Source organism: Streptomyces sp. WAC07094, from assembly GCF_036320405.1.
Taxonomy (GTDB): Bacteria; Actinomycetota; Actinomycetes; order Streptomycetales; family Streptomycetaceae; genus Streptomyces; species Streptomyces lannensis.
The window spans coordinates 1,080,017-1,104,405 of record NZ_JAVMJZ010000001.1 but is presented as its reverse complement, the minus strand read 5'-3'; the positions used below and the strand labels follow the sequence as shown (position 1 = coordinate 1,104,405).

The following is a 24,389-nucleotide window of genomic DNA, read 5'->3' as shown; positions in this document are numbered from 1 at the left end:
GCGAAAAGAAGATGGGGCGGGAAGCGGCCATGATGGGACCAGCACACTCACTGTCGGGGGCCGCGGCCTGGCTCGGGGTCGGGGCCGCGGCCGCCGCGGCGGGCCACCCGATGCCCTGGCCGGTGCTCCTGGTAGGGGCCCTGATCTGCGCGGGCGCCGCGCTGGCTCCGGATCTGGACCACAAGGCGGCCACCATCTCGCGGTCCTTCGGGCCGATCTCCCGCTGGGTGTGCGAGATCGTCGACAAGCTGTCCTACGCCGTCTACAAGGGAACCAGGAAGGCGGGGGACCCGCGCAGGTCCGGCGGTCACCGCACCTTGACGCACACGTGGCTGTGGGCGGTGCTGATCGGTGCAGGCACCTCGGTCCTCGCCATCACGGGCGGCCGCTGGGCGGTGCTGGCCATCCTCTTCGTGCACATGGTGCTGGCCATCGAGGGGCTGCTCTGGCGGGCGGCACGCGGTTCGAGCAGCGATGTCCTGGTGTGGCTGCTGGCGGCGACGAGCGCCTGGATCCTCGCGGGCGTACTCGACAAGCCCGGCAACGGCTCCGACTGGCTGTTCGCTGAGCCGGGCCAGCAGTATCTGTGGCTCGGCATGCCGATCGTCCTGGGCGCCCTGGTGCACGACATCGGTGACGCGCTCACGGTCTCGGGCTGCCCGATCCTGTGGCCCATACCCGTGGGTCGCAAGCGCTGGTACCCCCTGGGCCCGCCGAAGGTGATGCGGTTCCGCGCCGGCAGCTGGGTCGAGCTGAAGGTGCTGATGCCGGTCTTCATGGTGCTCGGCGGGGTGGGCTGCGCGGCGGCCCTCAACGTCATCTGACCGGGGCCGGGGTACGGCGGGCTGCCTACCGGTCCGCCTCCCGGCCCCCCTGCTGCTCCGGGCCGCCGTACCGACGCTCGAACCGGGCGACGCGGCCCTCCGTGTCCACGGTCCGCGCCTTGCCCGTGTAGAAGGGATGGCTCTCGGACGAGATCTCGACGTCCACGACCGGGTACGTCTCTCCGTCGTCCCATTCGATGGTCTCGTCGCTGCTCGCGGTGGATCGCGTGAGAAAGGCGTATCCGGCGGCGCGGTCGCGGAAGACGACGGGGTGGTAGTCGGGGTGCTTGTCCTGCTGCATGGGCTGCTCCCTGGGTGGCGGGGGACCGGCGGTGTCAGCTGAACGAGGTGTCCTCGTCGACGATGTGCACGGCCGCCTCCTCGGCCGACGCCGCCGCACCGTCGATGCCGACGTCGCTCGCGATCAGACCGCTCTCCTCGTCCTCGTGCGCCCCCTCACCGGGAGCGACGAGGCGGCCCGAGCGGACGTCGCCGACCTCGCTGTCCAGAGGTTCCCCGTCGCCGTCCATCCAGTCCCCGATGCCGTCGCCGTCGGGGATCGCGACGTCCGGGATTTCCTCGGAGAGTCGTTCGTCCAGGGTTTCCCCACGGTGCCCCTCGGACGCGGTCACGCCCACGTGATCCACGGCCCAGGGCCGCTCCGGTGGCGACCAGCCCCGGTCAAGAGGGTCGCCGACCCCGTCGGCGAGCAGGGTGTCCTCGGAGTCGAGCAGCCCCGCGTCGTCCTGCACCTCGGATCCGTCGGGCTGGTAGACGTCGTCTCCCCAACCGTCGGTGCTGTCCACGGGTACCTCCAGATATGGGACGGAACCGGGCACCGCCGCGCGCGTCACGGCGGACACGGGTAGCGCCGTGCACGGGCCGTGCCCTTCCGAAGCGGGTGGCCGCGGCACGTCCCCCGCGCCGTTGCCACTCCCAGCCTTCCACTCCGCAACGTCACTGCGCAACGGCAACCGTGGTCGCAGCACGGCACAGGTACGCGGGGCGGTGGGACACGATCCGGGACGGGCCGCCGGCTCCCGGAGTCGGCGGCCCGACGGTCAGCCGTGCCAGGACCGCCACAGCGCCGCGTACGCGCCGTCCGCGGCGACCAGCTCGTCGTGGCTGCCGAGCTCGCTGATCCGTCCGTTCTCGACCACGGCGATCACATCGGCGTCGTGCGCCGTGTGCAGTCGGTGCGCGATGGCGACGACCGTGCGCCCGTCCAGGACGCGGGCCAGTGAGCGCTCCAGATGGCGGGCCGCGCGGGGATCGAGCAAGGACGTCGCCTCGTCGAGCACGAGCGTGTGCGGGTCGGCGAGCACCAGCCGGGCCAGTGCGATCTGCTGTGCCTGGGCCGGGGTGAGCGCCAGACCGCCGGAGCCCACCTCGGTGTCCAGACCGTCGTCCAGGGCGCGTGCCCAGCCGTCCGCGTCGACCGCCGCCAGCGCTGCCCACAGCTCGGCGTCGGCTGCGGCCGCCGCGGTCGCCTCCTCGCTCGACGGGTGCCGGGCATGGGGGAGGGCCAGCAGCAGGTTGTCGCGCAGGGAACCGACGAAGACGTGGTGCTCCTGGTTGACCAGGGCGACGTGCGAGCGCACGCGCTCGGCGGGCATGCGGGACAGTTCCGCACCCCCGAGGGTGATCCGGCCGTCCCGGGGCGCGTAGATCCCGGCGAGCAGCCGGCCCAGCGTGGACTTGCCCGCACCGGACGGCCCGACCAGGGCGAGCCGCGTACCGGGCGCCACCTCGAGGGAGACCCGATGCAGCACGTCGACTCCGGCGCGGTAGCCGAAGCGCACCTCGTCGGCCTCGACATCGCGTCCGTCGGGTGCGAGCGAGGTGTCGCCGGCCTCCGGCTCGATGTCGCGGACCCCGACCAGCCGGGCCAGCGACACCTGGGCGACCTGCAGCTCGTCGTACCAGCGAAGGATCAGGCCCACCGGGTCGACGAGCATCTGCGCGATCAGCGCGCCCGTCGTCAGCTGGCCCACGCCGATCCAGCCGTGCAGGACGAACACCCCGCCGATGAGCAGCACGGAGGCGAGGATCGTGACATGCGTGATGCTCACGACGGGGAAGAGCACCGAGCGCAGCCACAGCGTGTAGCGCTCCCAGGCGGTCCATTCCTTGATCCGCCGGTCGGAGAGAGCGATACGGCGCTCGCCGAGGCGGTGCGCCTCGACGGTGTGACCCGCGTCCACCGTCTCGGCGAGGACGGCGGCCACGGCCGCGTAACCCGCGGCCTCGGAGCGATAGGCCGACGGAGCACGCCGGAAGTACCAGCGGCAGCCGATCACCAGCAGCGGCAGCGCGAGCAGCACGGTCGCGGCGAGGGGCGGGGCCGTGACGGTCAGGCCGCCGAGCAGCAGCAGCGCCCACACCAGGCCGATCGCCAGCTGCGGCACGGCCTCGCGCATCGCGTTGGCGAGCCGGTCGACGTCGGTGGTGATCCGGGAGAGCAGGTCTCCCGTCCCGGCCCGTTCCAGTACGCCCGGGGGCAGCCCCACCGAGCGCACGAGGAAGTCCTCCCGCAGATCGGCGAGCATGCGTTCGCCGAGCACGGCGCCGTTCAGGCGGACCAGCCGCACGAACACGGCCTGGACGACCAGGGCGAGGACGAAGAGGGCGGCGGTGCGCTCCAGGTGGAGCTCCCGGGCGTCGTCCGACACGCGCTCCACAAGGCCGCCCAGCAGGTACGGACCCGCCATGGACGCGACGACGGAGACCGTGTTCACCGCGACGAGCAGCAGGAAGGCCCGGCGGTGCCGGCGGAACAGTTCGGCCACGTAGGTGCGGACGGTCGTGGGGGCGCCGACGGGCAGCGTGTTCGCCACCGCCGGGGCCGCCGGGTCGTACACCGGTGGCGCCACGCCGATCATGCGGTCTCCTCGATCTCTTCCAATTCGGCCAGTACACGCTCGGTGAGCCCGTCGTCAGCCGGTGCGTCGGCGGTGGGTGCGCCGTCCCGGGCGGCGGACTCCTCGTCGGTCTCGCGGGTCACCACGGCGCGGTATCGGGGGTCGTCCCGCACCAGCTCCCGGTGCGGGCCCACCGCCGCGACCCGTCCCTCGTGCACCAGCACGACACGATCCGCGCGGTCCAGGACCAGCGGCGACGAGGTGAACACAACCGTCGTACGGTCCGCCCGCAGCGCCCTGAGGCCTTCGGCGATCCGGGCCTCGGTGTGTGAGTCGACGGCGGAGGTCGGCTCGTCCAGCACGAGGACCTGCGGGTCGGTGATCAGTGACCGGGCCAGCGCGAGCCGCTGGCGCTGGCCGCCCGACAGGGACCGGCCGCGCTCGGTGATCCGGGCGTCCATCGGGTCGTCGGCCGCCGGCGACCCCTGCGTGAGCGCGTCGAGTACGTCGCCGCACTGGGCGGCGGCGAGCGCCGCCTCGGCGCCGACCGCCCCGGAGGCGGGCACGTCGAGGAGCTCACGCAGCGAACCGGACAGCAGCACCGGGTCCTTGTCCTGGACGAGGACGGCCGTCCGCGCCGAGTGGAGCGGGAGCTCGTCCAGCGGGATGCCGTCGAGGAGCACCGAGGTCCCCTCCTCGGCCGGGTGTCCGCCCAGCCGCTCGGCGAGCATGCCTGCCGCGTCCGGGTCACCGCAGACCACCGCGGTGAACAGTCCCGCGGGTACCAGGAGACCGGTCGTCGGGTCGTAGAGGTCTCCGGTCGGCACGGTGGCCTCGCGGGACCCCCGGGAGTCCGTTGCGCGCTCCAGTGACAGCACCCGGGCCGCGCGCCGGGCGGAGGGCCGTGAGAAGGAGTACGCCATGGCGATCTCCTGGAAGTGCTGCAGCGGATAGGTGAGCAGCATGACGGCGCTGTAGACGGTGACCAGCTCGCCGACGGCGATCCGGCCCTCGTGGGCCAGCTGCACACCGCGCCAGACCACGGCGATCATCAGCAATCCCGGCATCAGTACCTGGAGTGCCGAGATCACCGACCACATCCGGGCACTGCGCACCGCCGCGGTGCGGACTTCCTGAGAGGCCCTGCGATAGCGGTCGAGGAACAACTCCTCGCCGCCGATCCCGCGCAGCACCCTGAGGCCCGCGACGGTGTCCGACGCCAGTTCGGTGGCGCGGCCCGCCTTCTCGCGCTGGGTGTCGGCCCGCCGGGTCGCCCGCGGCAGCAGCGGCAGCACCGCGAGGGCCAGGACGGGCACGCCCACCGCGACGATCACACCGAGGGCGGGCTGGTACACGAGCAGGCCCACACAGACCGCCACCACGGTGAGCGCGGCCGCGCTGAAGCGCGAGACGGCCTCCACGAACCAGCCGATCTTCTCCACGTCGCCGGTGGACACCGCGACCACCTCGCCGGCCGCGACGCGGCGCGTCAGGGCTGAGCCGAGCAGCGCCGTTCGGCGCGCCAGGAGCTGCTGGACCCGGGCGGCCGCGGTGATCCAGTTGGTGACGGCGGTGCGGTGCAGCATGGCGTCGCCCAGCGCGATGCCGAGCCCGCACAACAGGAGCAGTCCGCCCGTCTGGGCAAGACGAGCCCCCGAGCGGTCGACGACCGCCTGGACCGCGAAACCGACGCAGAAGGGCAGCCCGCAGACGGACAGGAAGTGCAGCAGCCCCCAGGCGAGGGACTTGAGTTGACCGCCGAGCTGATTGCGGCCGAGCCACCACAGGAACCGGGGCCCGGAGCGTGCGTCCGGCACCCCCGGGTCGGGATACGGAAGGTCTTGGATCTGCATGACGTCCCAGTGGCTCGTGTCAGTGATGGACGGGGCCGTGGCGCGTAGCCGCCCCTGGGGGAGCGCCTACGGGCGTCCGCGATTGCCCGTAACAAACCGTGAAAGGGTCGCCTCGGGACGTGGTCGGTGGCAAACGGTTTTCCGGCCGGATGGGGCGCGGGGCTCATCTTCGCGACACGTAGGCGGATCACGCCCATATATACCTGATTGCCGGAAAGATAATGTGACGATATGACGCATGCGAACAGGTGATGTGAACGGCACGGCGCGCTCACGGGTCCTGGGTGCGGCCTGTGGTGTGCTTCTGATGTTCCTGTCGGCGTGCGGCGGTTCGGGTGCGGAGCCCGGCCGGTCGCCCGGTGCCCGTGCGCCCACCAGGGCGGCGGGTCCCCCTGCCGGCGTGGCCGAGCCACCCGTCGGCGGGCCGGACACGGCGGGTCGCCTTCCAGGGGTCGGTGAACGGCTGTACGCCGGCATCCCCGCGGACACAGGTCAGGCCGTGGTGGTCTACGGCGACGCGGAGGACTCACCGGACTCGGAGGTCGTGTTCTACGAGAGGGAGGGTTCCGTCTGGTACGAGGCCGGGCGCTGGTGGGGCCACAACGGGCGAGCGGGCTGGACGACGGACCATCACGAGGGCGATCTGCGCACTCCGGTGGGTGTGTTCACGCTCACCGACGCGGGTGGTGTCCTCGACTACCCGCGCTCCGGGCTCCCGTACGACCACAACACGGTGTCCTACCGGGTGCCGAAGGGCTGGGGGGAGAAGCACCGCAACGACTTCGACCATGTCATCGCGATCGACTACAACCGGATCCCGGGTACGCCGCCGAGCGACCCGACGCGTCCCGAGGGCCAGAAGAAGGGGGGCGGCATCTGGATGCACGTGGACCACGGTGACGGAACGTCGGGCTGCGTCACCCTGCCGGAGGACGGCCTGGACTACCTGTTGTACACGCTCGAACCGGAACGGCGTCCGGTGGTGGTGATGGGGGACAGGGAGAACCTGGAGTCCTAGCCGTTTCGCGGAACTCCGGGTACGGCGATCGGACGTCTTCGGCCGCTCGTCGCCGGCGGGTGCGGCCCGGGTGGCCGCCGCCGCCCCCGGCAGCCGGCGGTCGATCGGGAACGTGCGGGCGAAAGGGCGATCCTGCTGTCGCTCCGGTGGTGATCCGCCGTCAGCAGCGTCGGTTCCGCCCGGACATGGCGGGGGCGTCCCCGCCGTCCATCAAGGTGTCGAGCAGGGTGCCGAGCATCTCGCGTTGCCCGTCCGTCAGCGGAGCCAGGATCTCCCGGGCGGCGGCCCTGCGTGCGCCGTGCAGCTCCCGCAGCGCCGTGTGGCCCTCGTCCGTGATCTCGATCCGGATCACCCGGCGGTTGGTGGGATCGGGTGCCCGGCGCACCCTCCCGCTCGCCTCGAGGCCGTCGACCAGCGTCGTCACCGCTCGCGGCACCACTTCGAGGCGCTCGGCGAGATCCGCCATCCGGGGCGGTGAGCCGAAGTGCGCGAGGGTGCGCAGCAGCCGGGACTGGGCCGGGGTGATGCCCAGTCCGCACTGCTCCAGATGGCGCTTCTGGATGCGGTGCACCCGGCGGGTGAACCGCAGGAGCTGCTCGGCGAGCAGGTCGTCGGGATCTGGGGTGCTCATGCGGGAACAATATCAGGATGCCGTTCATTGTGAATATAGGTAACAATGAGTGGAGGTCCGCTGGTCCTCGCCATGGCGCCGCTGTGGGTCGCCCGCGACAGCCAGAGCCCTGAATGTCCCTCTCACCGCCCGTAGGAGCCCATGCATCCCGACCACACCACCCCGGCCCCCTTGCCCGGCGACGCGCCGGAGCGACCGCGTCAGGTGCGCCGCATCCTGAAGCTGTTCAAGCCGTACCGTGGCCGTCTCGCGATCGTCGGCCTGCTGGTCGGCGCCGCGTCCCTCGTGTCCGTCGCCACGCCGTTCCTGCTCAAGGAGATCCTGGACGTCGCGATCCCACAGGGTCGCACCGGACTGCTGAGCCTGCTCGCGCTCGGCATGATCCTGAGCGCCGTCGTCAACAGCGTCTTCGGTGTGCTGCAGACCCTGATCTCCACCACGGTCGGCCAGCGTGTCATGCACGACCTGCGCACCGCCGTCTACGGACGGCTGCAGCGCATGTCGCTCGCCTTCTTCACCCGCACCCGCACCGGCGAGGTCCAGTCCCGTATCGCCAACGACATCGGCGGCATGCAGGCGACCGTCACCTCCACCGCGACGTCCCTGGTCTCCAACGTCACGAGCGTTGTGGCCACGATCGTCGCGATGGTCGCCCTGGACTGGCGGCTCACCGTCGTCTCGCTGCTCCTGCTGCCGCTGTTCGTATGGATCAGCCGCCGGGTCGGCAACGAACGCAAGAAGATCGCCACCCGGCGTCAGAAGCAGATGGCCGCCATGGCCGCCACGGTCACCGAGTCGCTGTCCGTCAGCGGCATCCTGCTCGGCCGCACCATGGGGCGTGCCGACTCGCTCACCAAGTCCTTCGAGGACGAGTCCGAAGGGCTCGTCGACCTCGAGGTGAAGTCGAACATGGCGGGTCGCTGGCGCATGGCCGTCATCACGATCGTCATGGCCGCCATGCCGGCCGTCATCTACTGGACCGCCGGAATCGCACTTCGACTCGGCGGCCCCTCCATCTCCATCGGCACGCTCGTCGCGTTCGTCTCGCTGCAGCAGGGGCTGTTCCGGCCGACCGTGAGCCTGCTGGCCACCGGTGTCCAGATCCAGACCTCGCTCGCCCTCTTCCAGCGGATCTTCGAGTATCTCGACCTGCCCATCGACATCACCGAGCCCGCCGACCCCGTGCATCTCGACCAGGTCAAGGGCGAGATCCGTTTCGAGGGCGTCGAGTTCCACTACGACGACAAGAGCGGTCCGATCCTCGAGGACATCGACATCACGGTCCCGGCCGGCGGGAGTCTCGCCGTGGTCGGCCCGACCGGCTCCGGGAAGTCGACGCTCAGCTACCTGGTGCCGCGGCTGTACGACGTGACCGGCGGGCGGGTCACGCTCGACGGGGTCGACGTGCGCGACCTGGACTTCGACACGCTCGCCCGCGCGGTCGGCGTGGTGTCCCAGGAGACCTACCTCTTCCACGCCTCGGTCGCCGACAATCTGCGCTTCGCCAAGCCGGACGCCACCGACGAGGAGCTGCACACGGCCGCGAAGGCGGCCCAGATCCACGACCACATCGCCGCACTGCCCGACGGGTACGACACGATCGTCGGCGAGCGTGGTCACCGCTTCTCGGGCGGTGAGAAGCAGCGGCTCGCCATCGCGCGCACCGTCCTGCGCGACCCGCCGGTACTCATCCTCGACGAGGCGACGAGTGCGCTCGACACTCGCACCGAGCACGCCGTCCAGGAGGCCATCGACGCCCTGTCGGCCAACCGCACCACGCTCACCATCGCGCACCGCCTGTCCACCGTCCGGGGGGCCGACCAGATCGTGGTCCTCGACTCCGGGCGCACGGTCGAACGGGGTACGCACGAGGAGCTGTTGGATCTGGGCGGGAGGTACACGGCCCTCGTCCGGCGGGACGCCCGATTGGAGACGACAAGATGAAGATATGCCGGGTTTGTCGGGTTCGGCGGGTTACGGTGCCCGTATGGAGACGAACACTCCGTCAGGGAAGCGGACCCGACTGACCGGCCCCGCCCGGGTCGCCTTCGTCGTGGCCGGGGCGATCGTGGCGGGCGCCGTCGTGGCCGTGCCGCTGCTGATTCTGACGAGGGGTGATGAGCCCCGGCAGGTCAGACTCGTCATCCCGGAGGGCTGGCGTGCCGGCCAGATCTACCGGGCCGTCGACAAGGCACTCCGGCTGCCTCCGGGCTCCACGCGGAAATCCCTGGCCAAGGCCCAGCTGGGACTGCCGCAGGAGGCGCACGGCAACCCCGAGGGATATCTCTTCCCGGCCACATATCCGCTCCGTGAGAACTCCACCCCCGAGTCCGTGCTGCAGTACATGGTCGACACCGCGAACAAGAGGTTCAAAGGCGGGACGACCACCGCCGGTTCCCCGCGCACCGCGATGGGCGTCTACCGGACCGTCACCATCGCGAGCATCGTGCAGTCCGAGGCGGCGACCAGCCAGGACATGCGCAAGGTGGCCCGGGTCATCTTCAACCGCCTTCAGCGCGGCATGCCGTTGCAGATGGACTCCACCCTGAACTACGCGAAGGACCGCTTCACGCTGGACACCAGCCTGGACGACACGAGGATGGACAGCCCCTACAACTCGTACCGGCACACGGGTCTGCCCCCGACGCCCATCGCGAACCCGGGCAGCGACGCGATGCGCGCGGTGCTGAACCCGACACCGGGCGACTGGCTGTTCTTCGTCACGGTCAAGCCGGGCGACACCCGGTTCGCATCGAGCTACGAGGAGCATCTGCGCAACGTCCGGGAGTTCAACCGGGAGCGCGCCGGGGCCGCACCGTCGAAGTGAGGGCGCAGCAGGCGCACACCGCCCCGAGGGGTGCGTCCGGCGGCGACGGAGGTTCGGGCGCTATGCGGCGCTCTCCACCGCGAACCGCTCTCCCGCCAGCAGCCGTCTGATGTCCCGTACGGCGGCACGTCCCGCCCGGTTGGCGCCGATCGTGCTGGCCGACGGGCCGTACCCGACCAGGTGGATCCGCGGGTCGGAGACCACCCGGGTGCCGTCGATCCGGATGCCGCCCCCCGCCGCGCGCAGGCGCAGCGGGGCGAGGTGGTCGATCGCGGCGCGGAAGCCGGTGGCCCACAGGATCACATCGGCGTCCACGTGCCTCCCGTCGTCCCATTCCACGCCGTCGGGCACGATGCGGTCGAACATCGGCTGCCGGTCCAGGACCCCGTCGGCGATGGCCCGACGGATCGCGTCGTTGAGCGGCAGGCCGGTCACCGAGACGACACTCCTCGGCGGCAGGCCCTGCCGCACCCGTTCCTCCACGAGCGCCACCGCCGCCCGCCCCACGTCCTCGGTGAACGGCCCCTCGCGGAACACCGGCGGGCGCCGGGTCACCCAGGTGGTCGCCGCCGCGTAGGGGGCGATCTCCATCAGATGCTGGGTGCCGGATGCGCCGCCGCCCACGACCACCACCCGCAGGCCGGCGAACTCCCCGGGGCCGGCGTACTGGGCGGTGTGCAGTTGCCGCCCCCGGAACGACTCCTGTCCGGGGTAGCGCGGCCAGAAGGGCCGGTCCCAGGTGCCCGTCGCGTTGATCAGCGCCCGGGCCGACCACGTTCCCGCCGACGTCTCGACAAGCAATCGGCCGCCCGCGCCCTCACGCACGGCCCGTACGTCCACCGGCCGCCGCACACGCAGATCGAAGGTGCGCTCATAGGCGGCGAAATACTCGCCGACGACCTCGGAGGACGGCCGCTCCGGATCCGCGCCGGTCAGTTCCATGCCCGGCAGTGCGTGCATCCCGTGCACCTTGCCGTACGTCAGCGAGGGCCAGCGGAACTGCCAGGCGCCGCCGGGGCCCGGGGCGTGGTCGAGGACGACGAAGTCGCGCTCCGGCTCGAACCCCGTGCGCCGCAGATGGTAGGCGCTGGACAGTCCTGCCTGACCAGCGCCTATGACGACCACGTCGACTTCGCGTACCCCTGTGTCGTTCACGCTTCCACCAACCGCGCCGGGTCCGGGGATCTTCCCGCGGGAGGGAGCGCACATCACAAGCGACGCGTTGTCCCCGTGGCCCGGGCCCGTCGTCCGCCCGGGACCGTTGCCGGCGCGCCGTTAGCCTCGGCGGTGGCGGCGTCCCGCGGCCGGTGGCTTCACCGGCCGGATCAGGCCCCACCTCGGTGGACGGCCGGTGAGGTGTGGGCGCCGTCCGATGGGTGAGGATGAAGGCATGTCCGATGCCTTCAGCACCCGCGTCCTGAACGTCGCCTCCGGTTCCGGTGAGACGGTGGTCGATCTCACCCGGGAGTGTGAGGCCTTCCTCCGTGACACGTCGGGAGGACGGGACGGTCTTCTGAACGTTTTTGTGCCGCACGCGACAGCCGGCGTGGCCGTCATCGAGACGGGTGCCGGCAGCGACGACGACCTCCTGGCGGTTCTCCACACGCTGCTCCCGGCCGACGACCGCTGGCAGCACCGCCACGGAAGCCCCGGCCACGGGCGCGACCACGTCCTGCCGGCCCTTGTCCCGCCGCACGCGACCCTGCCCGTGATCGGCGGCCGGCTGGAGCTCGGAACCTGGCAGTCGGTGTGCCTGGTGGACACGAACAGGGACAATCCCCGGCGGCAGGTCCGTCTGTCGTTCCTCGGGTAGCCCCGGGCACGGCCGCGGGACGGAATCCACCCGCGGCCGAGGGGCTCCTCAGGAGGGCTTGCGCCACACCGAGATGTGCTTGCCGGACTCCTGGGTGAACGGTGCCCCGTCCCAGTCCCCGACGCGCCGCTCCAGCTCGAGCCCCGCGATACGTGCCATCAGGTCGAGTTCCGCCGGCCAGGCGTACCGGTGGCGCGAGTTGTCGCGGCGATAGCGGCCGTCGCCGTCGCGGGTGAGGTGGTGCGAGACGAGCGTCTGCTCGACCAGGTCGAAGGTGTCGAATCCGAGATGCCTCTCGGAGACGTCGAAGGGCACCGCGACCTGACCGGGCGGCAGGAAGCGCAGTGGCGGTACGCCCAGTTCGATGACGAATCGTCCGCCGGGTGCCAGATGACGTGCCGCGTTGACGAAGCACTCGACCTGCTCCTCCTGCGTCAGCAGGTTGGAGATGGTGTTGTAGACGAGATAGACGAGGGTGAACTCGCCGGGGACGACGGTCGTGGCCATGTCCCCGGTGGTGACCGGGAGAGCGTCCTCGCCGATCTTGCTCCGCAGGACCGCCGCCATGTGCTCGGACAGTTCGATGCCCGTCACGGGCACACCACGCTCGCGCAGCGGGACGCCCACTCGTCCGGTTCCGATGGCGAATTCCAGGGCCCGGCCGTCTCCGGCGAGTTCGGCGAGGAAGGCGAGCGTCGGACCGAGGACGGCGGCCGAGGACATCTCGGTCTCTTCGGCGTCGTAGCGGTCGGCGGTCGCTCGGGTCCACAGCTCACTACTCGTCATGGGCGGCCACTCTGCCGGGCACTTCCAGGCGCTGTCGACGCATTTTCTCCATCGTCCGTGGAGTCGGCCCCGGCCTCCGAACGGGTGCCCGGTCCGGTGCGCGCGAGTGTTTCACGATGACGCTGTACTCATCCGGCGGCCCCGCGGCAAGGCATGCAGGGGAGCGATCGGCGGGAGGGGCGGAGGAGGTGTTCGGTGGACCGGGACCGGTGTGAGGCGCCCGCCGACGACGGTCGAGCGCGATGAGGGCGAGGCGCCGACCGTCAGCCGTTCGTCGGACGACGGGAGCACATCGACCGGGGGAGAGGCTCGTCGGGGCGCTGGGCGGACGGTTGCCCATGACGGGCGGCGGTCGGCTGCTGCGCAAGGCCTTCCCCGAGCACTGGTCGTTCCTGCTGGGGGAGATCGCGCTCTACAGCCTGGTCCTGCTGATCCTGACCGGTGTGTGGCTGACGTTCTTCTTCGCTCCGGAGATGAGCGAGGTCGTCTATCAGGGGCGGTACGTACCGCTGCGCGGCATCCGCATGTCGCGGGCCTTCGACTCGACCCTGCACATCAGCTTCGACGTGCGCGGAGGCCTTCTCGTCCGCCAGATGCACCACTGGGCCGCCCTGGTGTTCGTCGCCGCGATCGGTGTGCACATGCTGCGGATCTTCTTCACCGGTGCCTTCCGCCGTCCCCGGGAGCTGAACTGGGTCATCGGCGTCACGCTCCTCGTGATCGCCATGAGCGAGGGTTTCGCCGGCTATTCGCTCCCCGACGACCTGCTCTCCGGAACGGGGCTGCGCATCGCACAGGGCATCATGCTGTCCCTGCCGGTGGTGGGCACCTACGTCAGCATGTTCGTGTTCGGGGCCCAGTTCCCGGGCGAGGACATCGTGCCCCGGCTGTACGCCATGCACATCCTGTTGCTGCCCGGCCTGTTGATCGCCCTGGTCACGGTTCACCTGATGCTGGTGTTCCAGCTGAAACACACCCAGTGGCGCGGGCCCGGCAGATCCAACCGGAACGTCGTCGGCAAGCCGCTCTTCCCGCAGTTCATGGCGTCCTCGACGGGGCTGTCGTTCACGGTGTTCGGGGTGACTGCGCTGCTCGGCGGTCTCGCCCAGATCAACCCCGTCTGGGTGTACGGACCCTATCGGCCGGACGAGGTGTCGACCGGTTCCCAGCCGGACTGGTACGTCGGCTTCCTGGAGGGCGCGCTGCGTCTCGTACCGCCCTGGGAGACGAACGTCGCCGGCCACACCCTGATGTGGAACGTGCTGCTGCCCGCGGTCGTGCTGCCCGGGCTGCTCTTCTCGGTCCTGTACGTCTACCCGTTCGCCGAGCAGAGGCTCACCGGTGAGTGGGGCGGGGAGCAGCACCTGTGCGACCGGCCGCGGGACCGTCCTGTGCGGACCGGACTCGGCGTCGCCGGGACCGTCTTCTACGCCGTCCTGCTCCTGGCCGGCGGCAACGACATCATGGCGTACAGCTTCCGGATCTCCCTGAACGCCCTGACCTGGATCTTCCGGATCGCCCTGGTGGTGGCGCCGGTCGTCGCCTTCCTGATCACACGGCGGCTGTGCCGCGCCCTGGCGGAGGCGGAGCAGAAGCGGTTGACGCGGGGACAGGAGAGCGGAGAGGTGCGGCAGACCGTGGAGGGCGGGTACGCGAGTGATCACCGTCCCGTGACGAGGTTCCGGCCGGGTGCGCCGAGGCGGCCCATCGGTCCTGGCGAGCACACCGGAACCGCGTCCCAGGAGCCCTCCGCGCCGACCCGACGACGCCGATGAGGAACGGCCGCAGCCCTTGGACCACGCCCGGCCCGGCGTGGTGCACAGGCCCCACAACTGCGACCGGGTTCACCGGACCGCGACAGACGGTGGCCGGACGCCGCTATGGTCGCGCGGCACCCGGAAGGCAGGGGCCGGGAGGAACTACCGTCCCGGCTCGTCGGAGGAGGCAGCGCGTTCGGCGTCCCGCTTCTTGATCCGTGCCGTTTCCTTGCGGACCTCGGCCTGGGTGGCGCGCTCCTTCTCCAGCCACTCGGGCCCGTCCTGCTTCAGCGCCTCGATCTGCTCGGTCGTGAGAGCGTCGGTGACCCCGGCGCGGGCGAGGCCCGAGATAGACACACCGAGCTTCGCCGCGACCACCGGGCGCGGGTGCGGACCATTGCGTCGCAGTTCCTCCAGCCACGCGGGCGGATCGGCCTGGAGCTCGTTCAGCTCCTGGCGCGTCACGACACCCTCCTGGAACTCGGCGGGGGTGGCGGGCAGGTACACACCCAGCTTCTTCGCCGCGGTGGCGGGCTTCATCGTCTGGGTGGTCTGGTGCGACTTCATGCTGTCCAGACTATCGGCCGCGCACGAGACGTCCGACCACGCCGGGTAACCTGGCGGGGTGACAGGCTCGGAAGCATCCCCCTCGTTCCGGCTCGCGTACGTCCCCGGGGTGACGCCCGCCAAGTGGGTGCGGATCTGGAACGAGCGCCTGCCCGATGTCCCGCTGACCCTGCTCCCGGTGTCGGCCCGTGAGGCATCCGATGTGTTGCGCGACGGCGAGGCGGACGTCGGGCTTGTACGGCTGCCGGTGGACCGCTCGGTCTTCAGCGCGATCCCGCTCTACACGGAGACGACCGTGGTCGTCGTCCCCAAGGACCACCTGATCTCGGCGGTCGACGAGGTGTCCGTCGGCGATCTCGCCGACGAAGTCGTCTTCCACCCCCTCGACGACGTCCTGGGCTGGGAGGAGGTGCCGGGGGAGCCCGCCTTCGAGCGCCCCGCCACCACCGAGGACGCCGTGGAACTGGTCGCGGCCGGTGTGGGCCTCCTCGTCGTGCCGCAGTCCCTGGCGCGGCTGTACCACCGCCGTGACCTCACCTACCGGACCGTCGTGGACGCCCCTCAGTCCGGAGTCGTCCTGTCCTGGCCGGAGGACGCGACCACCGATCTGGTGGAGGACTTCATCGGAATCGTCCGGGGGCGGACGGTCAACAGCACACGGGGGCGCGCCGCCCCCGAGGCGCAGCCGAAGAAGGACAAGAAGCCCGACGCGGTCGCGGCCCGGCAGAAGCCCACGTCGAGGCAGTCCACGGGCCGTGGCCGGCAGGGCGGTGCCTCGGGCACGAAGGGCGCCAGGCGCGGCAAGCCCCGCCGCCGCTCCTAGGGAGTCCTCGCAGCCGCCGCCGTGGTACGAACACGAGGCAGCGTGGTCATGAGGAGGCCCGAGCGGAGCCCATGAGCCAGTCGTACGCCGTCCGGGCCGTGAACTCCGCCTGTCCGCCGCGCAGCAGCAGCCCCGCCGTGGCGAACGCCGGTTCGTCGGCCTGCGCCGGGACGTAGGGGACGGCGATGCACCGCATTCCGGCGGCGTGCGCGGCGGCGACACCGGGCGCGGCGTCCTCCAGGACCACGCAGTCGGCGGGCGATACCCCGAGGCGCCGTGCGGCCTTGAGGAAGACGTCCGGGGCCGGCTTGCCGTGTGCGACCTCGTCGGCGGAGACGTAGGTGGTGAACCGGGAGGCCAGGCCCGTTCCCGACAGGATCGCCTCGATGGCTCCCGGCGACGAGCCCGAGGCGATGGCCAACGGGACGCCGTCGCCGGCCAGCAGTTCCACGAGCGCCCGCATCTCCGGGTAGACGGGGGTGGAGGCGCGAGCCAGTTCCATGTAGTGGCGGTTCGTCTCCGCGAGCAGTTCGTCCAGCGGGGAGTCGAGGCCGTGGCGCTCCTGCAACAGCGCCAGCGTCTCCCGTGTGCTGATCCCGACGTACCGCTGGTGGTCCGCCCAGGTGAAGCCGGGGACGCCGCGGTCGGTGAGAAGCCTCCGTGTCGCCTCGAAGTAGTTGGGCTCGCTGTCGACGAGCGTTCCGTCGAGATCGAAGACGACCGCGGTCGTGCCGGGAAGGGCCATGAGGTCCAGGATGCCAAGGGGCCCCTGCGCGCTCCGCACCGGACGGATCATCACCCGGTCGTACGGCCGATCGACTCGACCAGCGGCAGCACACGGTGCGGAACACGCTCGCGCAGCGCCACCTCCGTACGGGTGCGCACCACACCGGGCAGGCCGATCAGGGTCTGGATGACGTCTTCCAGGTGCTCGTTGTCCCGCGCCACGACCCGGGTCATCAGATCCCCGCCGCCGGTGATCGAGAACGCCTCGACGATCTCGGGCACGGCCGCGAGGGCTTCACCCACGTCGTCCAGGTGACCCTGGGTGACCTCGACGTGCACGAAGGCGAGCACGGGATGCCCGAGGGCGGCGGGTGACAGGGAGGGCGCCGTACCGGTGATCACCCCGTCGCGCTCCAGACGGCCGAGCCGCGCCTGGAGGGTGCCGCGGGCGATGCCGAGGGTGCGCGCGTACTCGCGGACACTGGTGCGCGGCTGTTCGAGCAGCAGCCGCAGGATGCGGGTGTCGAGTTCGTCCACGGCCATGGTCCGTTGGCCTCCTCCGCGTACGCATGCCTTTCGCTCGACTGTACCAATGGCCCACTGAGGGACATGTCGCTTGAGCCATCGTCCTCCGGATGTTTTCCTTGTCGGTATCAATGGCGCCGCGCAGCGCAGGACCGGTGACGAAGCCGGAATCCGTGCCCGCGGCGCCTTTCCATGTTCCGGCGCCGGCGTCGACCAGTAGGGGGCGGACTTCCGACCGTGAAGAAGATGTTCTCGGCTCCCGATCCGGGGCTGTTCCGGTTGCGGATCTCGCTGCGCGCGGTGCTCGGGATCGGCCTGGCCGTGGCCGTGTGCGAGAGCGCCGGGCTCTCCCTGCCCGCCTCGATCACCGGCGGACTCGCCGCACTCCTCGCGCTGTTCACGGTCGCCGATCCCACCGTGCGGGATCAGGCCCTGACCACGGCGCTGATGCCCGTCGTCGGCCTCCCGGTCCTCGCGCTCGCGTCGTTCCTGCACGGTGTTCCCACGGCGCGGGACGCGGTCTGGTCGGCGGTCGTCTTCGCCGGCGTGTACGCCCGCCGCTGGGGGGCGCGCGGCCATGCGCTCGGCATCTTCGCGTTCATGATGTTCTTCGTCGCCCAGTTCCTGCACGCCGTCCCGGACCGGATCCCGCAGTTGTACGCGGCAGTGGGACTGTCGCTCGCCACGGCCTTCGCGGTCCGGTTCGGCGTGTGGTGCATCGAGCGCCGCCGGCCGCTGCCCGCCGCGCCCGCACCGTCCGCGGGACGGGGCCTCGGCCGGCCCGCCACCCGGCAGGCCTTCCAGGCGACGGCCGCCTGCGCCTTCGCCGCCGCCGTCGGCCAGGTGGTCTCGCACGAGCGTTGGTACTGGGCGGTCGGCGCCGCGTGGTGGATCTTCGTGAACACCGCCTCGCGCGGTGAGACGCTCGTGCGCGGCGTCAGGCGTGTCGTCGGAACGGTGGCCGGCATCGCGGCGGGACTGGTGATCGCCGTCCCACTGCACGGTGCGCCGGTTGCCACGGCTGCGCTCATCGCCGTCTGCGTGTTCGGGATCTTCTACACGGCGGCGCCGTCGTACAGCTGGATGATGTTCTTCGTCACCGTGATGGCGGGGCTGCTCTACGGCCTCCTGGGGGTCCTGCACCCGGGGCTCCTCGGGCTGCGTCTCGTGGAGACGGGCGTGGGGGCGCTCGGAGCCGCGCTCGCGGTCGCCCTCGTGCTGCCGGTCACCACCCACACGGTCACCGACCACTGGGTGCGCCGTGCCCTGCACGCGGTGCACGACTGCACCGCGGCGGCGACCCGGCGGCTCGCGGGTGATGCCGCCTCGGAACCGGCGGCCCGCGCGGCGGAGCTCGATGTGCTTCTGGGGCGTGTGCGCCTCGCCCTGGCGCCGCTGGTGCACCCGCTGAACCCGCTCCGGGCGCGCAAGGCGCGGGCACTTCAGGTGCTCGCCCTGCTGGACGAGTGCGCCCGTCAGACGCGCGGCCTCGTGGCCGTCGCCGCCGATCCCGACGCCTCGCACGACGCCAGGCTCACGGCCGCCTGCCACCGGGTCGAGACGGCGGTGGAGGCACTGCTCGGCGCCGTCCCCGAGCGCGCCGCAGGGGCGTCCCGGGACGGCGCACCCGGCCACCATCCGGGCGCCGAACAGGCCCTCGGCCACCTCCACGACCTGGAGCGGGCGCTCGTGGCCCTGGCCACCCCGCTGCGGGGCTCCTCCCTCGCGCAGGCGTGACACCGGCCAGGAGGAGCACGGCGCTCCCCGCACCCACCGCTCCCATTTGGTCTAGACCTGCTGCTACCTTCTCCCGCAGAGTGTCGGCGAGAGGGGACGTCAGTGGCGGACGACGGCGGGCGGCGGAGGGCGTACATCGGCTCGTTCACGGCAGCGGGAGGGCGGGGTGTCCTCACGGCGGCCGTGGATCCGGACAGCGGGGCGCTGCGCCTTGTGGGCGCCGTGGACGCGGTGCCCGATCCCTCCTACCTCGCACTGTCGGACACCGTGCTGTACGCCGTCAGCGAGACGGCCGACGGGGCGGTGGCGGCGTTCCGCGTCGACGGGGAGCGAACCGTACTCATCGGTGCACCCGTCTCCGTAGCGGGGAGCGAACCCACGCATCTGAGCGTGCACGCCGGACACGTACTGACCGCCAACTACGGTTCCGGCAGCGTCAGCGCGCTGCCGTTGCGCGGCGACGGCGCCTTCGTGGACGGTGCCGCCGTCGTGCTCCGGCACGAGGGCTCGGGCCCGGTCGTGGACCGGCAGCAGTCGGCGCACGCCCATCAGGTGCAGCCCGATCCGAGCGGCCGGTGGATCGTCAGCGTCGACCTCGGCACGGACTCCGTGCGGGTGTGCGCGTTGCGGGGCGACGCCCTTTCCCTGCATCACGAGACCGTGCTGCGTCCCGGATCCGGGCCGCGCCACCTGGCCTTCCATCCGGACGGTGAGCGTGCCTACGTCCTCAACGAACTGGCCCCCACCGTCACCGTCTGCCGCTGGGACGCCGCGGCGGGAACGCTCGAGCCGGCCGGTGAGATGCCCGTGCTGCCGGACGAGCCCGTGGGCGACGCCTACCCGTCCGGGATCGCCGTCTCGCCCGACGGACGCTTTGTGTGGACCGCGACGCGTGGGCAGGACGTACTGTCCGTGCTCCCCGTCGAGGGCGAGTCGCTCGGCCGGCCCGACACGGTGCCGTGCGGGGGTGTCTGGCCGCGCGCGATCACCCTGGCGGCGGGTTATCTGTACGTCGCCAACGAACGGTCGGGGGACGTGAGCTGGTTCGCCGTGGACCCCGCGTCGGGCGTGCCGCGACGGCGGGGCTCCGTGGAGGCACCGGCGGCCTCCTGCGTCGTCTTCGGCTGAACCCCGCCCGAACAGGTGCGGTCGGGCCGTCCCGGAGCCGCACACGGCGTCGGAGGCGGTGGTGCGCCCCGCCGGCGTGCGATGTGTGCACGGGCGCGGCTCCGGTAGGACGAAGGGCCCGACTTCCTGAGGGGAGCGGGCCCTTGCGTGGGCAACGGACGCGGTCCGACCGGGTTCAGTGGACCGGAGTGCCCTGCGGCTGCTGCGGGGCGATGCCCAGCGCCGACGTGTACTTGGAGAGCGCCAGCTTGCCGATCGCCGGATACGGGCCGAGCGCCTCCGCCGTGGCGCAGTCCGCCTCCTTCGCCGCCGCGTCCAGCAGCCCGGACTCCAGCTCCGGTCCGATGAGGTACGGCGCGAGCGCCAGCTGCTGCGAGCCGGAAGCGCGCAGCTGCTCCGCCACAGCCGCGATCGAGCCATCCTCGTCCAGCGCCGCCGCCATCACGGGCACGGCGAGCCGGGCGGCCAGCAGCATGCCCGTGATGCCTGCCGCCTGCACGGCCTCGTCGCCCCCGACGGAGGCGAGGATGATGCCGTCCGCAGCGGTCGCCACCGTGAACAGCCGGGCGCGGTCGGCACGGGCGAGGCCCGCCTCGGACAGGCGCACGTGCAGCGCCTCGGCGAGCAGCGGGTGCGGGCCGAGGGCGTCGGTCAGGTCGGCCGCGATGCGACTGTCCATGACGGCCTGGCGGATCCGGCGCAGCAGCGCGTTGTCCGGGCCGGCCAGCAGGGGCACCACCACGGCGACGGGGCCGTCCGGCTCCTTGGCCTCCGTGCCGGCGGCGAGGGCCTGCTCGTAACGAGCGGTGCGCTCCTCGGCGGTCTTCACGAGAACGGACTGCACCGTGGGGAACTCGGAGTCGTCCCCGTCCAGGTACCCGATGCGGGCGTCAAGGCCAGGCAGCTCGGAACGCGCGATGCTCACGACCTCCTCGGCGAGGCTGCGCGTGGCGGCGCTGGGCTTGCCGGGCACCGCGAGGACGAGCGCGGGCGCGCCCTCGGGAGCCGCCAGCGGTTCCGGGCGGCGGTGCCGACCCGGCTGGCGGGGTCGCGGCATTCGTACAGGCAGGCCGGATGCGGGGCCAGTGGGGGAGCTCATGGCGCCGCATGCTACTCAATTTGTGGGCTCCCCTGTTCGGGGAGGGTGCAGGTGAGCGGTTTCCGTCCGGTTTTGTCTGATGAGTTACGTACGGAGCAGAAGTGGTCGATACGGCGTGACTTCTCCTCCGTTCATCGGGAACAACTTCCCCGTTACGGCGGGGAGTATCGGCCTCCGCTTTCGTCCGTACCGGAAAGGGGGCTCCTGGCGTAGGTGAGTTCGAGTTCACCGGACATGAGTGCGAGTGCGATCGGTGCGTATCAGGGCCGGCGGGTCGCCGTCCGCCGGGACGCGGCCTGAATGCCTCCCGGAGCGGCCCGACCGCCGTCGAGCATTGCGGCCTTCACCTCGCCGGCGGCCGTGAGCCGTATCCAACCCGTCTTCCCGTTCGGGGAGTTGCCTCGCAGGGCAAACGATGTCCCGGCATCTCGGGTGCAGATCGTACGGACGTCGGTGCCGGGCCCCGTGTGCCGACCGCCCGGTCGCCTACAGGGCCCGGCCCTATCACGGCAGACGCCAGTCCACCGGCTGCCCACCCTGCCCGATCAGCAGATCGTTGGCCCGGCTGAACGGGCGTGAACCGAAGAAGCCCCGGTCCGCCGACATCGGGGACGGGTGCGCCGACTCGATCGACGGCAGATCTCCGAGCAGCGGCCGCAGATTGCGTGCGTCGCGCCCCCACAGAACGGACACCAGCGGCTTTCCGCGCCCGGCCAGCGCTCGTATCGCCTGCTCGGTGACCTCCTCCCAGCCCTTGCCCCGGTGCGCGGCGGGACGGCGCGGGGCAGTGGTGAGCGCCCTGTTGAGCAAGAGCACGCCCTGCTGGGTCCAGGGGGTGAGATCGCCGTTGGACGGCTGGGGCAGCCCCAGGTCCGTGTTCAGCTCCCGGAAGATGTTGATCAGGCTGCCGGGCAGCGGCCGTACCTCCGGTGCGACGGAGAACGACAGGCCCACGGCGTGCCCCGGTGTGGGGTACGGATCCTGTCCGACAATCAGGACGCGGACCTCGTCGAAGGGCTGCTGGAAGGCGCGCAGGACATGGGGACCCGCCGGGAGGTAGGTGCGCCCCGCGGCGATCTCGGTACGGAGGAAGTCCCCCATCTCGGCGATTCGTCCGGCGACGGGTTCGAGGGCCTTCGCCCAGCCGGGTTCGACGATCTCATGCAACGGTCGTGGTGCCACGGGCGTCACCCTACTGCCGTGCGGACCGTCGTGATCACCGGGTGGCCCGAGAGTGACCGGGAACGACCGTCTGGTTGCCGAACAGGGGTGACCGCGCTCGTACTTGACCGGATGCCGTCCCTCCCCGGGCCGGGGCCTGGTTCCCTCCTGCCGAGGCCTCCGCACGGCCGCCCCCGGATCAGGAGATCACCGCCGCCCGTACGCACAGCACGTCCGGGAGGTGCGATGCCAGCCGCTGCCAGGTGTCACCGTCGTTCGCGGACGCGTACAACTCGCCGTTGCGATTGCCGAAGTAGACGCCCGCCGGGTCCGCGTCGTCCGTGCACAGGGCGTCGCGCAGCACCGTGCCGTAGTGGTCCTCGTCCGGAAGCCCCGCGGACAGCGGTTCCCAGCTCTTGCCCGCGTCCTCCGTACGGAAGACCCTGCACCGGCGTCCGGCCGGAACGCGGTCCGCGTCGGCGGTGATGGGAAAGACGTACGCCGTGTCCCCGCGGTGCGGATGCGCGGCCGCGGCGAACCCGAACGTCGACGGCAGACCCGCGCCGATGTCCGTCCAGTGGGCGCCCGCGTCGTCGCTTCTGTACACCCCCCAGTGGTTCTGCAGATACATCCGGTCCGGGGTCGCGGCATCCTGGGCGACCTTGTGCACGCACTGGCCGAACTCCGGGTTCGGATCCGGCAGGAAAACCGCGGAGACGCCGGAGTTGGACGGCTTCCAGCTCGCGCCCCCGTCCCCGCTGCGGAACACCCCGGCCGTCGAGACGGCGACCGTCAGTGCCTTCGGGTCCCGTCGGTCGGTGACCACGGTGTGCAGTCCTTCGCCGCCGCCGCCCGGCACCCATTTGTCGCGCGTCGGGTGCTCCCACAGAGGGCGGACGAGGCTGAAGGTCTCGCCCCGGTCCTCGGAGCGGTACAACGCCGCCGGTTCCGTACCCGCGTAGATCACGTCCGGCTCCGCCGCCGCCGGGTGCAGCTGCCACACCCGCTCCAGTGAGGCGCCGGTGTCCTTCGGGAACTTGACGGCGGGTCGTGTCGGCTCGGTCCAGGTGCGGCCCAGGTCGTCGGAGTGGAAGACGGAGGGCCCCCAGTGCGCGCTGTCCCCGCCGGCCAGCAGACGCGGGGTGTCGCCCCGGGTGTCGATGGCGACCGAGTAGACCGCCTGTGCGTTGAAGTACGGACTCTCGTCGAACTCCCAGGCGCCGCCTTGCCGTCGCCCGATGAAGAGTCCCTTGCGCGTGCCCACGGTGAGCAGTACGTCGGCCATGCCGACCACCTCCGAAACGCCGGTGTTCCAGACAGGGGTCAGTCTGCACCCCGGCACTGACAGACACCCTCGGACCGCTTGTTCTCGCAGGTCGGCAGCCGTGTTGCCGTCTTGGGGAGCGACGTGTGCCGGGGTACGTGGGGCTGGTCGCGGCGATCCGGGACCGGGTGCCCCGACCGCCGTCGCACCGCGGACCGGTGGGACGCCGGCTGAGCAGCGGGCGTCCGGCACGCGTATGGAGGTGCGGTCGGGGGGTGTCCGTGCGTGAGGAGGATGCCATCGATGAGGTGGTTGCCATCGATGACTGCGTTCCGCGGTCCCGGGGTGTGGTGGTGGCGGTGGCGGCGCAATCCGCTGCGGCGCCGCAGCGATGCTCTGGAGGCCTGGATCGTGTTGACGGTCTGGGCCGCGACCGTGACCGGGGGAGTGCTGGCGGGGACTGCGGCGGCGCACACGGTGGAGCGCGGTCTGGCCCGGGAACGGGCCGAGTGGCGCCCGGTGGTGGCTCTGCTCGCCGAGGACGCGCCGAGAGCGGCCGGCGCCGGCCCGGTGTGGGCGGACGTGCGCTGGAGGGGAGAGGACGGGGCGTTCCACCTCGCCCAGGCGCGGGTGGCCGCCGGAAGTCCGACGGGCACCGCCGTCACCGTCTGGTCGGATCGCGACGGCTTCCTGGTGACACAGCCCCCCACGGCGTCCGCGGCGCATGTGCGCGCGGCCATGGTCGGCTTGATGATGGGGGCCGGCGCGGCGGCCGTTCCGATCCTGGGCGGGCGCATCGCCCGCGACGGTCTGGAGCGGCGGCGCATGGCGCAGTGGGACGCGGCCTGGGCGCGGTTCGGGTCGACCTGGGGGCGGAAGACGGGCTGATCCCCGGCTGGGCGGGCCACCGCCCGACTCGCCCCGGGAACACGGCAATCCACGGGTCCCGCGGCAAGTCCGGCGGACCTCCCGCCCGGCGGCTCGCGCCC

Annotated in this window: 23 protein-coding genes; 10 read left to right on the top strand and 13 right to left on the bottom strand. The window is 71.6% G+C overall.

Going from position 1 to position 24,389, the window contains the following annotated elements:
* Window positions 1-29: 29 nt before the first annotated feature.
* Window positions 30-824 carry a metal-dependent hydrolase gene (locus RCR19_RS04930; protein ID WP_059127528.1) on the top strand — a complete coding sequence of 265 codons (795 nt, stop codon included), beginning with the start codon at window positions 30-32 and terminating at the stop codon, window positions 822-824.
* A 25-nt stretch (window positions 825-849) separates the two neighbouring features.
* Here RCR19_RS04930 and RCR19_RS04925 read toward each other — a convergent pair whose 3' ends face one another.
* The 4 genes from RCR19_RS04925 to RCR19_RS04910 all read right to left on the bottom strand — a co-directional run bounded on the left by RCR19_RS04925 (window position 850) and on the right by RCR19_RS04910 (window position 5,538).
* Window positions 850-1,125, bottom strand: coding sequence for a type B 50S ribosomal protein L31 (locus RCR19_RS04925; RefSeq protein WP_331263956.1), 276 nt, complete (start codon window positions 1,123-1,125; stop codon window positions 850-852).
* A gap of 34 nt (window positions 1,126-1,159) precedes the next feature.
* Complete coding sequence (locus RCR19_RS04920; protein ID WP_331263955.1) at window positions 1,160-1,630, bottom strand: DUF5709 domain-containing protein; 471 nt, start codon at window positions 1,628-1,630, stop codon at window positions 1,160-1,162.
* A gap of 255 nt (window positions 1,631-1,885) precedes the next feature.
* Window positions 1,886-3,706, bottom strand: a complete 1,821-nt coding sequence (locus tag RCR19_RS04915) for an ABC transporter ATP-binding protein (protein WP_331263954.1) — start codon at window positions 3,704-3,706, stop codon at window positions 1,886-1,888.
* Window positions 3,703-5,538, bottom strand: coding sequence for an ABC transporter ATP-binding protein (locus RCR19_RS04910; RefSeq protein ID WP_331263953.1), 1,836 nt, complete (start codon window positions 5,536-5,538; stop codon window positions 3,703-3,705). Before RCR19_RS04910 ends, RCR19_RS04915 begins: the two co-directional genes overlap by 4 nt.
* Window positions 5,539-5,776: 238 nt before the next feature.
* On the opposite strand from RCR19_RS04910, the gene RCR19_RS04905 reads away from it, so the two are divergent.
* On the top strand, window positions 5,777-6,556 hold the full coding sequence (locus RCR19_RS04905; protein ID WP_331263952.1) for a L,D-transpeptidase family protein: 780 nt from the start codon (window positions 5,777-5,779) through the stop codon (window positions 6,554-6,556).
* A gap of 160 nt (window positions 6,557-6,716) precedes the next feature.
* Here the strand turns inward: RCR19_RS04905 and RCR19_RS04900 are convergent, their stop codons facing one another.
* Window positions 6,717-7,187 (bottom strand): MarR family transcriptional regulator, encoded by a 471-nt coding sequence (locus RCR19_RS04900; RefSeq protein WP_331263951.1) that lies wholly within the window; start codon window positions 7,185-7,187, stop codon window positions 6,717-6,719.
* Window positions 7,188-7,328: 141 nt separating this feature from the next.
* Between RCR19_RS04900 and RCR19_RS04895 the strand changes: the two genes are divergently transcribed.
* The gene (locus RCR19_RS04895) at window positions 7,329-9,131 is read left to right on the top strand and encodes an ABC transporter ATP-binding protein (protein ID WP_331263950.1); all 1,803 of its coding nucleotides are present in this window, start codon (window positions 7,329-7,331) and stop codon (window positions 9,129-9,131) included.
* 43 nt (window positions 9,132-9,174) lie between these two features.
* Complete coding sequence (gene mltG / locus RCR19_RS04890) at window positions 9,175-10,014, top strand: endolytic transglycosylase MltG (RefSeq protein ID WP_331263949.1); 840 nt, start codon at window positions 9,175-9,177, stop codon at window positions 10,012-10,014.
* Window positions 10,015-10,074: 60 nt separating this feature from the next.
* Here mltG and RCR19_RS04885 read toward each other — a convergent pair whose 3' ends face one another.
* Window positions 10,075-11,169, bottom strand: a complete 1,095-nt coding sequence (locus RCR19_RS04885) for an NAD(P)-binding domain-containing protein (protein ID WP_331263948.1) — start codon at window positions 11,167-11,169, stop codon at window positions 10,075-10,077.
* A 235-nt stretch (window positions 11,170-11,404) separates the two neighbouring features.
* Between RCR19_RS04885 and RCR19_RS04880 the strand changes: the two genes are divergently transcribed.
* On the top strand, window positions 11,405-11,827 hold the full coding sequence (locus RCR19_RS04880; protein ID WP_331263947.1) for a secondary thiamine-phosphate synthase enzyme YjbQ: 423 nt from the start codon (window positions 11,405-11,407) through the stop codon (window positions 11,825-11,827).
* 48 nt (window positions 11,828-11,875) lie between these two features.
* On the opposite strand, the gene RCR19_RS04875 is transcribed toward RCR19_RS04880, so the two are convergent.
* Window positions 11,876-12,613: a class I SAM-dependent methyltransferase gene (locus RCR19_RS04875; RefSeq protein WP_331263946.1), complete on the bottom strand. Its 738-nt coding sequence runs from the start codon at window positions 12,611-12,613 to the stop codon at window positions 11,876-11,878.
* Window positions 12,614-12,951: 338 nt separating this feature from the next.
* Here RCR19_RS04875 and RCR19_RS04870 point away from each other — a divergent pair, with 338 nt between their 5' ends.
* Window positions 12,952-14,388: a ubiquinol-cytochrome c reductase cytochrome b subunit gene (locus tag RCR19_RS04870; RefSeq protein WP_331263945.1), complete on the top strand. Its 1,437-nt coding sequence runs from the start codon at window positions 12,952-12,954 to the stop codon at window positions 14,386-14,388.
* 144 nt (window positions 14,389-14,532) lie between these two features.
* Here the strand turns inward: RCR19_RS04870 and RCR19_RS04865 are convergent, their stop codons facing one another.
* The gene (locus tag RCR19_RS04865; RefSeq protein WP_331263944.1) at window positions 14,533-14,937 is read right to left on the bottom strand and encodes a DUF5997 family protein; all 405 of its coding nucleotides are present in this window, start codon (window positions 14,935-14,937) and stop codon (window positions 14,533-14,535) included.
* 58 nt (window positions 14,938-14,995) lie between these two features.
* On the opposite strand from RCR19_RS04865, the gene RCR19_RS04860 reads away from it, so the two are divergent.
* A complete protein-coding gene (locus RCR19_RS04860; RefSeq protein WP_331263943.1) occupies window positions 14,996-15,760 on the top strand; it encodes a LysR family substrate-binding domain-containing protein in 765 nt (254 codons plus the stop codon).
* A gap of 46 nt (window positions 15,761-15,806) precedes the next feature.
* Here RCR19_RS04860 and RCR19_RS04855 read toward each other — a convergent pair whose 3' ends face one another.
* Window positions 15,807-16,505 (bottom strand): HAD family phosphatase, encoded by a 699-nt coding sequence (locus tag RCR19_RS04855; RefSeq protein WP_331263942.1) that lies wholly within the window; start codon window positions 16,503-16,505, stop codon window positions 15,807-15,809.
* Between the two features lie 50 nt (window positions 16,506-16,555).
* Window positions 16,556-17,029, bottom strand: a complete 474-nt coding sequence (locus RCR19_RS04850; RefSeq protein ID WP_331263941.1) for an Lrp/AsnC family transcriptional regulator — start codon at window positions 17,027-17,029, stop codon at window positions 16,556-16,558.
* Window positions 17,030-17,257: 228 nt separating this feature from the next.
* Here RCR19_RS04850 and RCR19_RS04845 point away from each other — a divergent pair, with 228 nt between their 5' ends.
* Window positions 17,258-18,748 (top strand): FUSC family protein, encoded by a 1,491-nt coding sequence (locus RCR19_RS04845; protein WP_331269348.1) that lies wholly within the window; start codon window positions 17,258-17,260, stop codon window positions 18,746-18,748.
* Between the two features lie 102 nt (window positions 18,749-18,850).
* Complete coding sequence (locus tag RCR19_RS04840; protein ID WP_331263940.1) at window positions 18,851-19,876, top strand: lactonase family protein; 1,026 nt, start codon at window positions 18,851-18,853, stop codon at window positions 19,874-19,876.
* 175 nt (window positions 19,877-20,051) lie between these two features.
* Here the strand turns inward: RCR19_RS04840 and RCR19_RS04835 are convergent, their stop codons facing one another.
* From RCR19_RS04835 to RCR19_RS04825, 3 genes are all read right to left on the bottom strand, one after another.
* The gene (locus RCR19_RS04835) at window positions 20,052-20,975 is read right to left on the bottom strand and encodes a hypothetical protein (RefSeq protein WP_331263939.1); all 924 of its coding nucleotides are present in this window, start codon (window positions 20,973-20,975) and stop codon (window positions 20,052-20,054) included.
* Between the two features lie 504 nt (window positions 20,976-21,479).
* Window positions 21,480-22,157, bottom strand: coding sequence for a uracil-DNA glycosylase (locus RCR19_RS04830; protein WP_059127513.1), 678 nt, complete (start codon window positions 22,155-22,157; stop codon window positions 21,480-21,482).
* A gap of 178 nt (window positions 22,158-22,335) precedes the next feature.
* Window positions 22,336-23,421 carry an exo-alpha-sialidase gene (locus tag RCR19_RS04825; RefSeq protein WP_331263938.1) on the bottom strand — a complete coding sequence of 362 codons (1,086 nt, stop codon included), beginning with the start codon at window positions 23,419-23,421 and terminating at the stop codon, window positions 22,336-22,338.
* Window positions 23,422-23,721: 300 nt separating this feature from the next.
* Between RCR19_RS04825 and RCR19_RS04820 the strand changes: the two genes are divergently transcribed.
* Window positions 23,722-24,288: a hypothetical protein gene (locus RCR19_RS04820; protein WP_331263937.1), complete on the top strand. Its 567-nt coding sequence runs from the start codon at window positions 23,722-23,724 to the stop codon at window positions 24,286-24,288.
* Window positions 24,289-24,389: the final 101 nt, after the last annotated feature.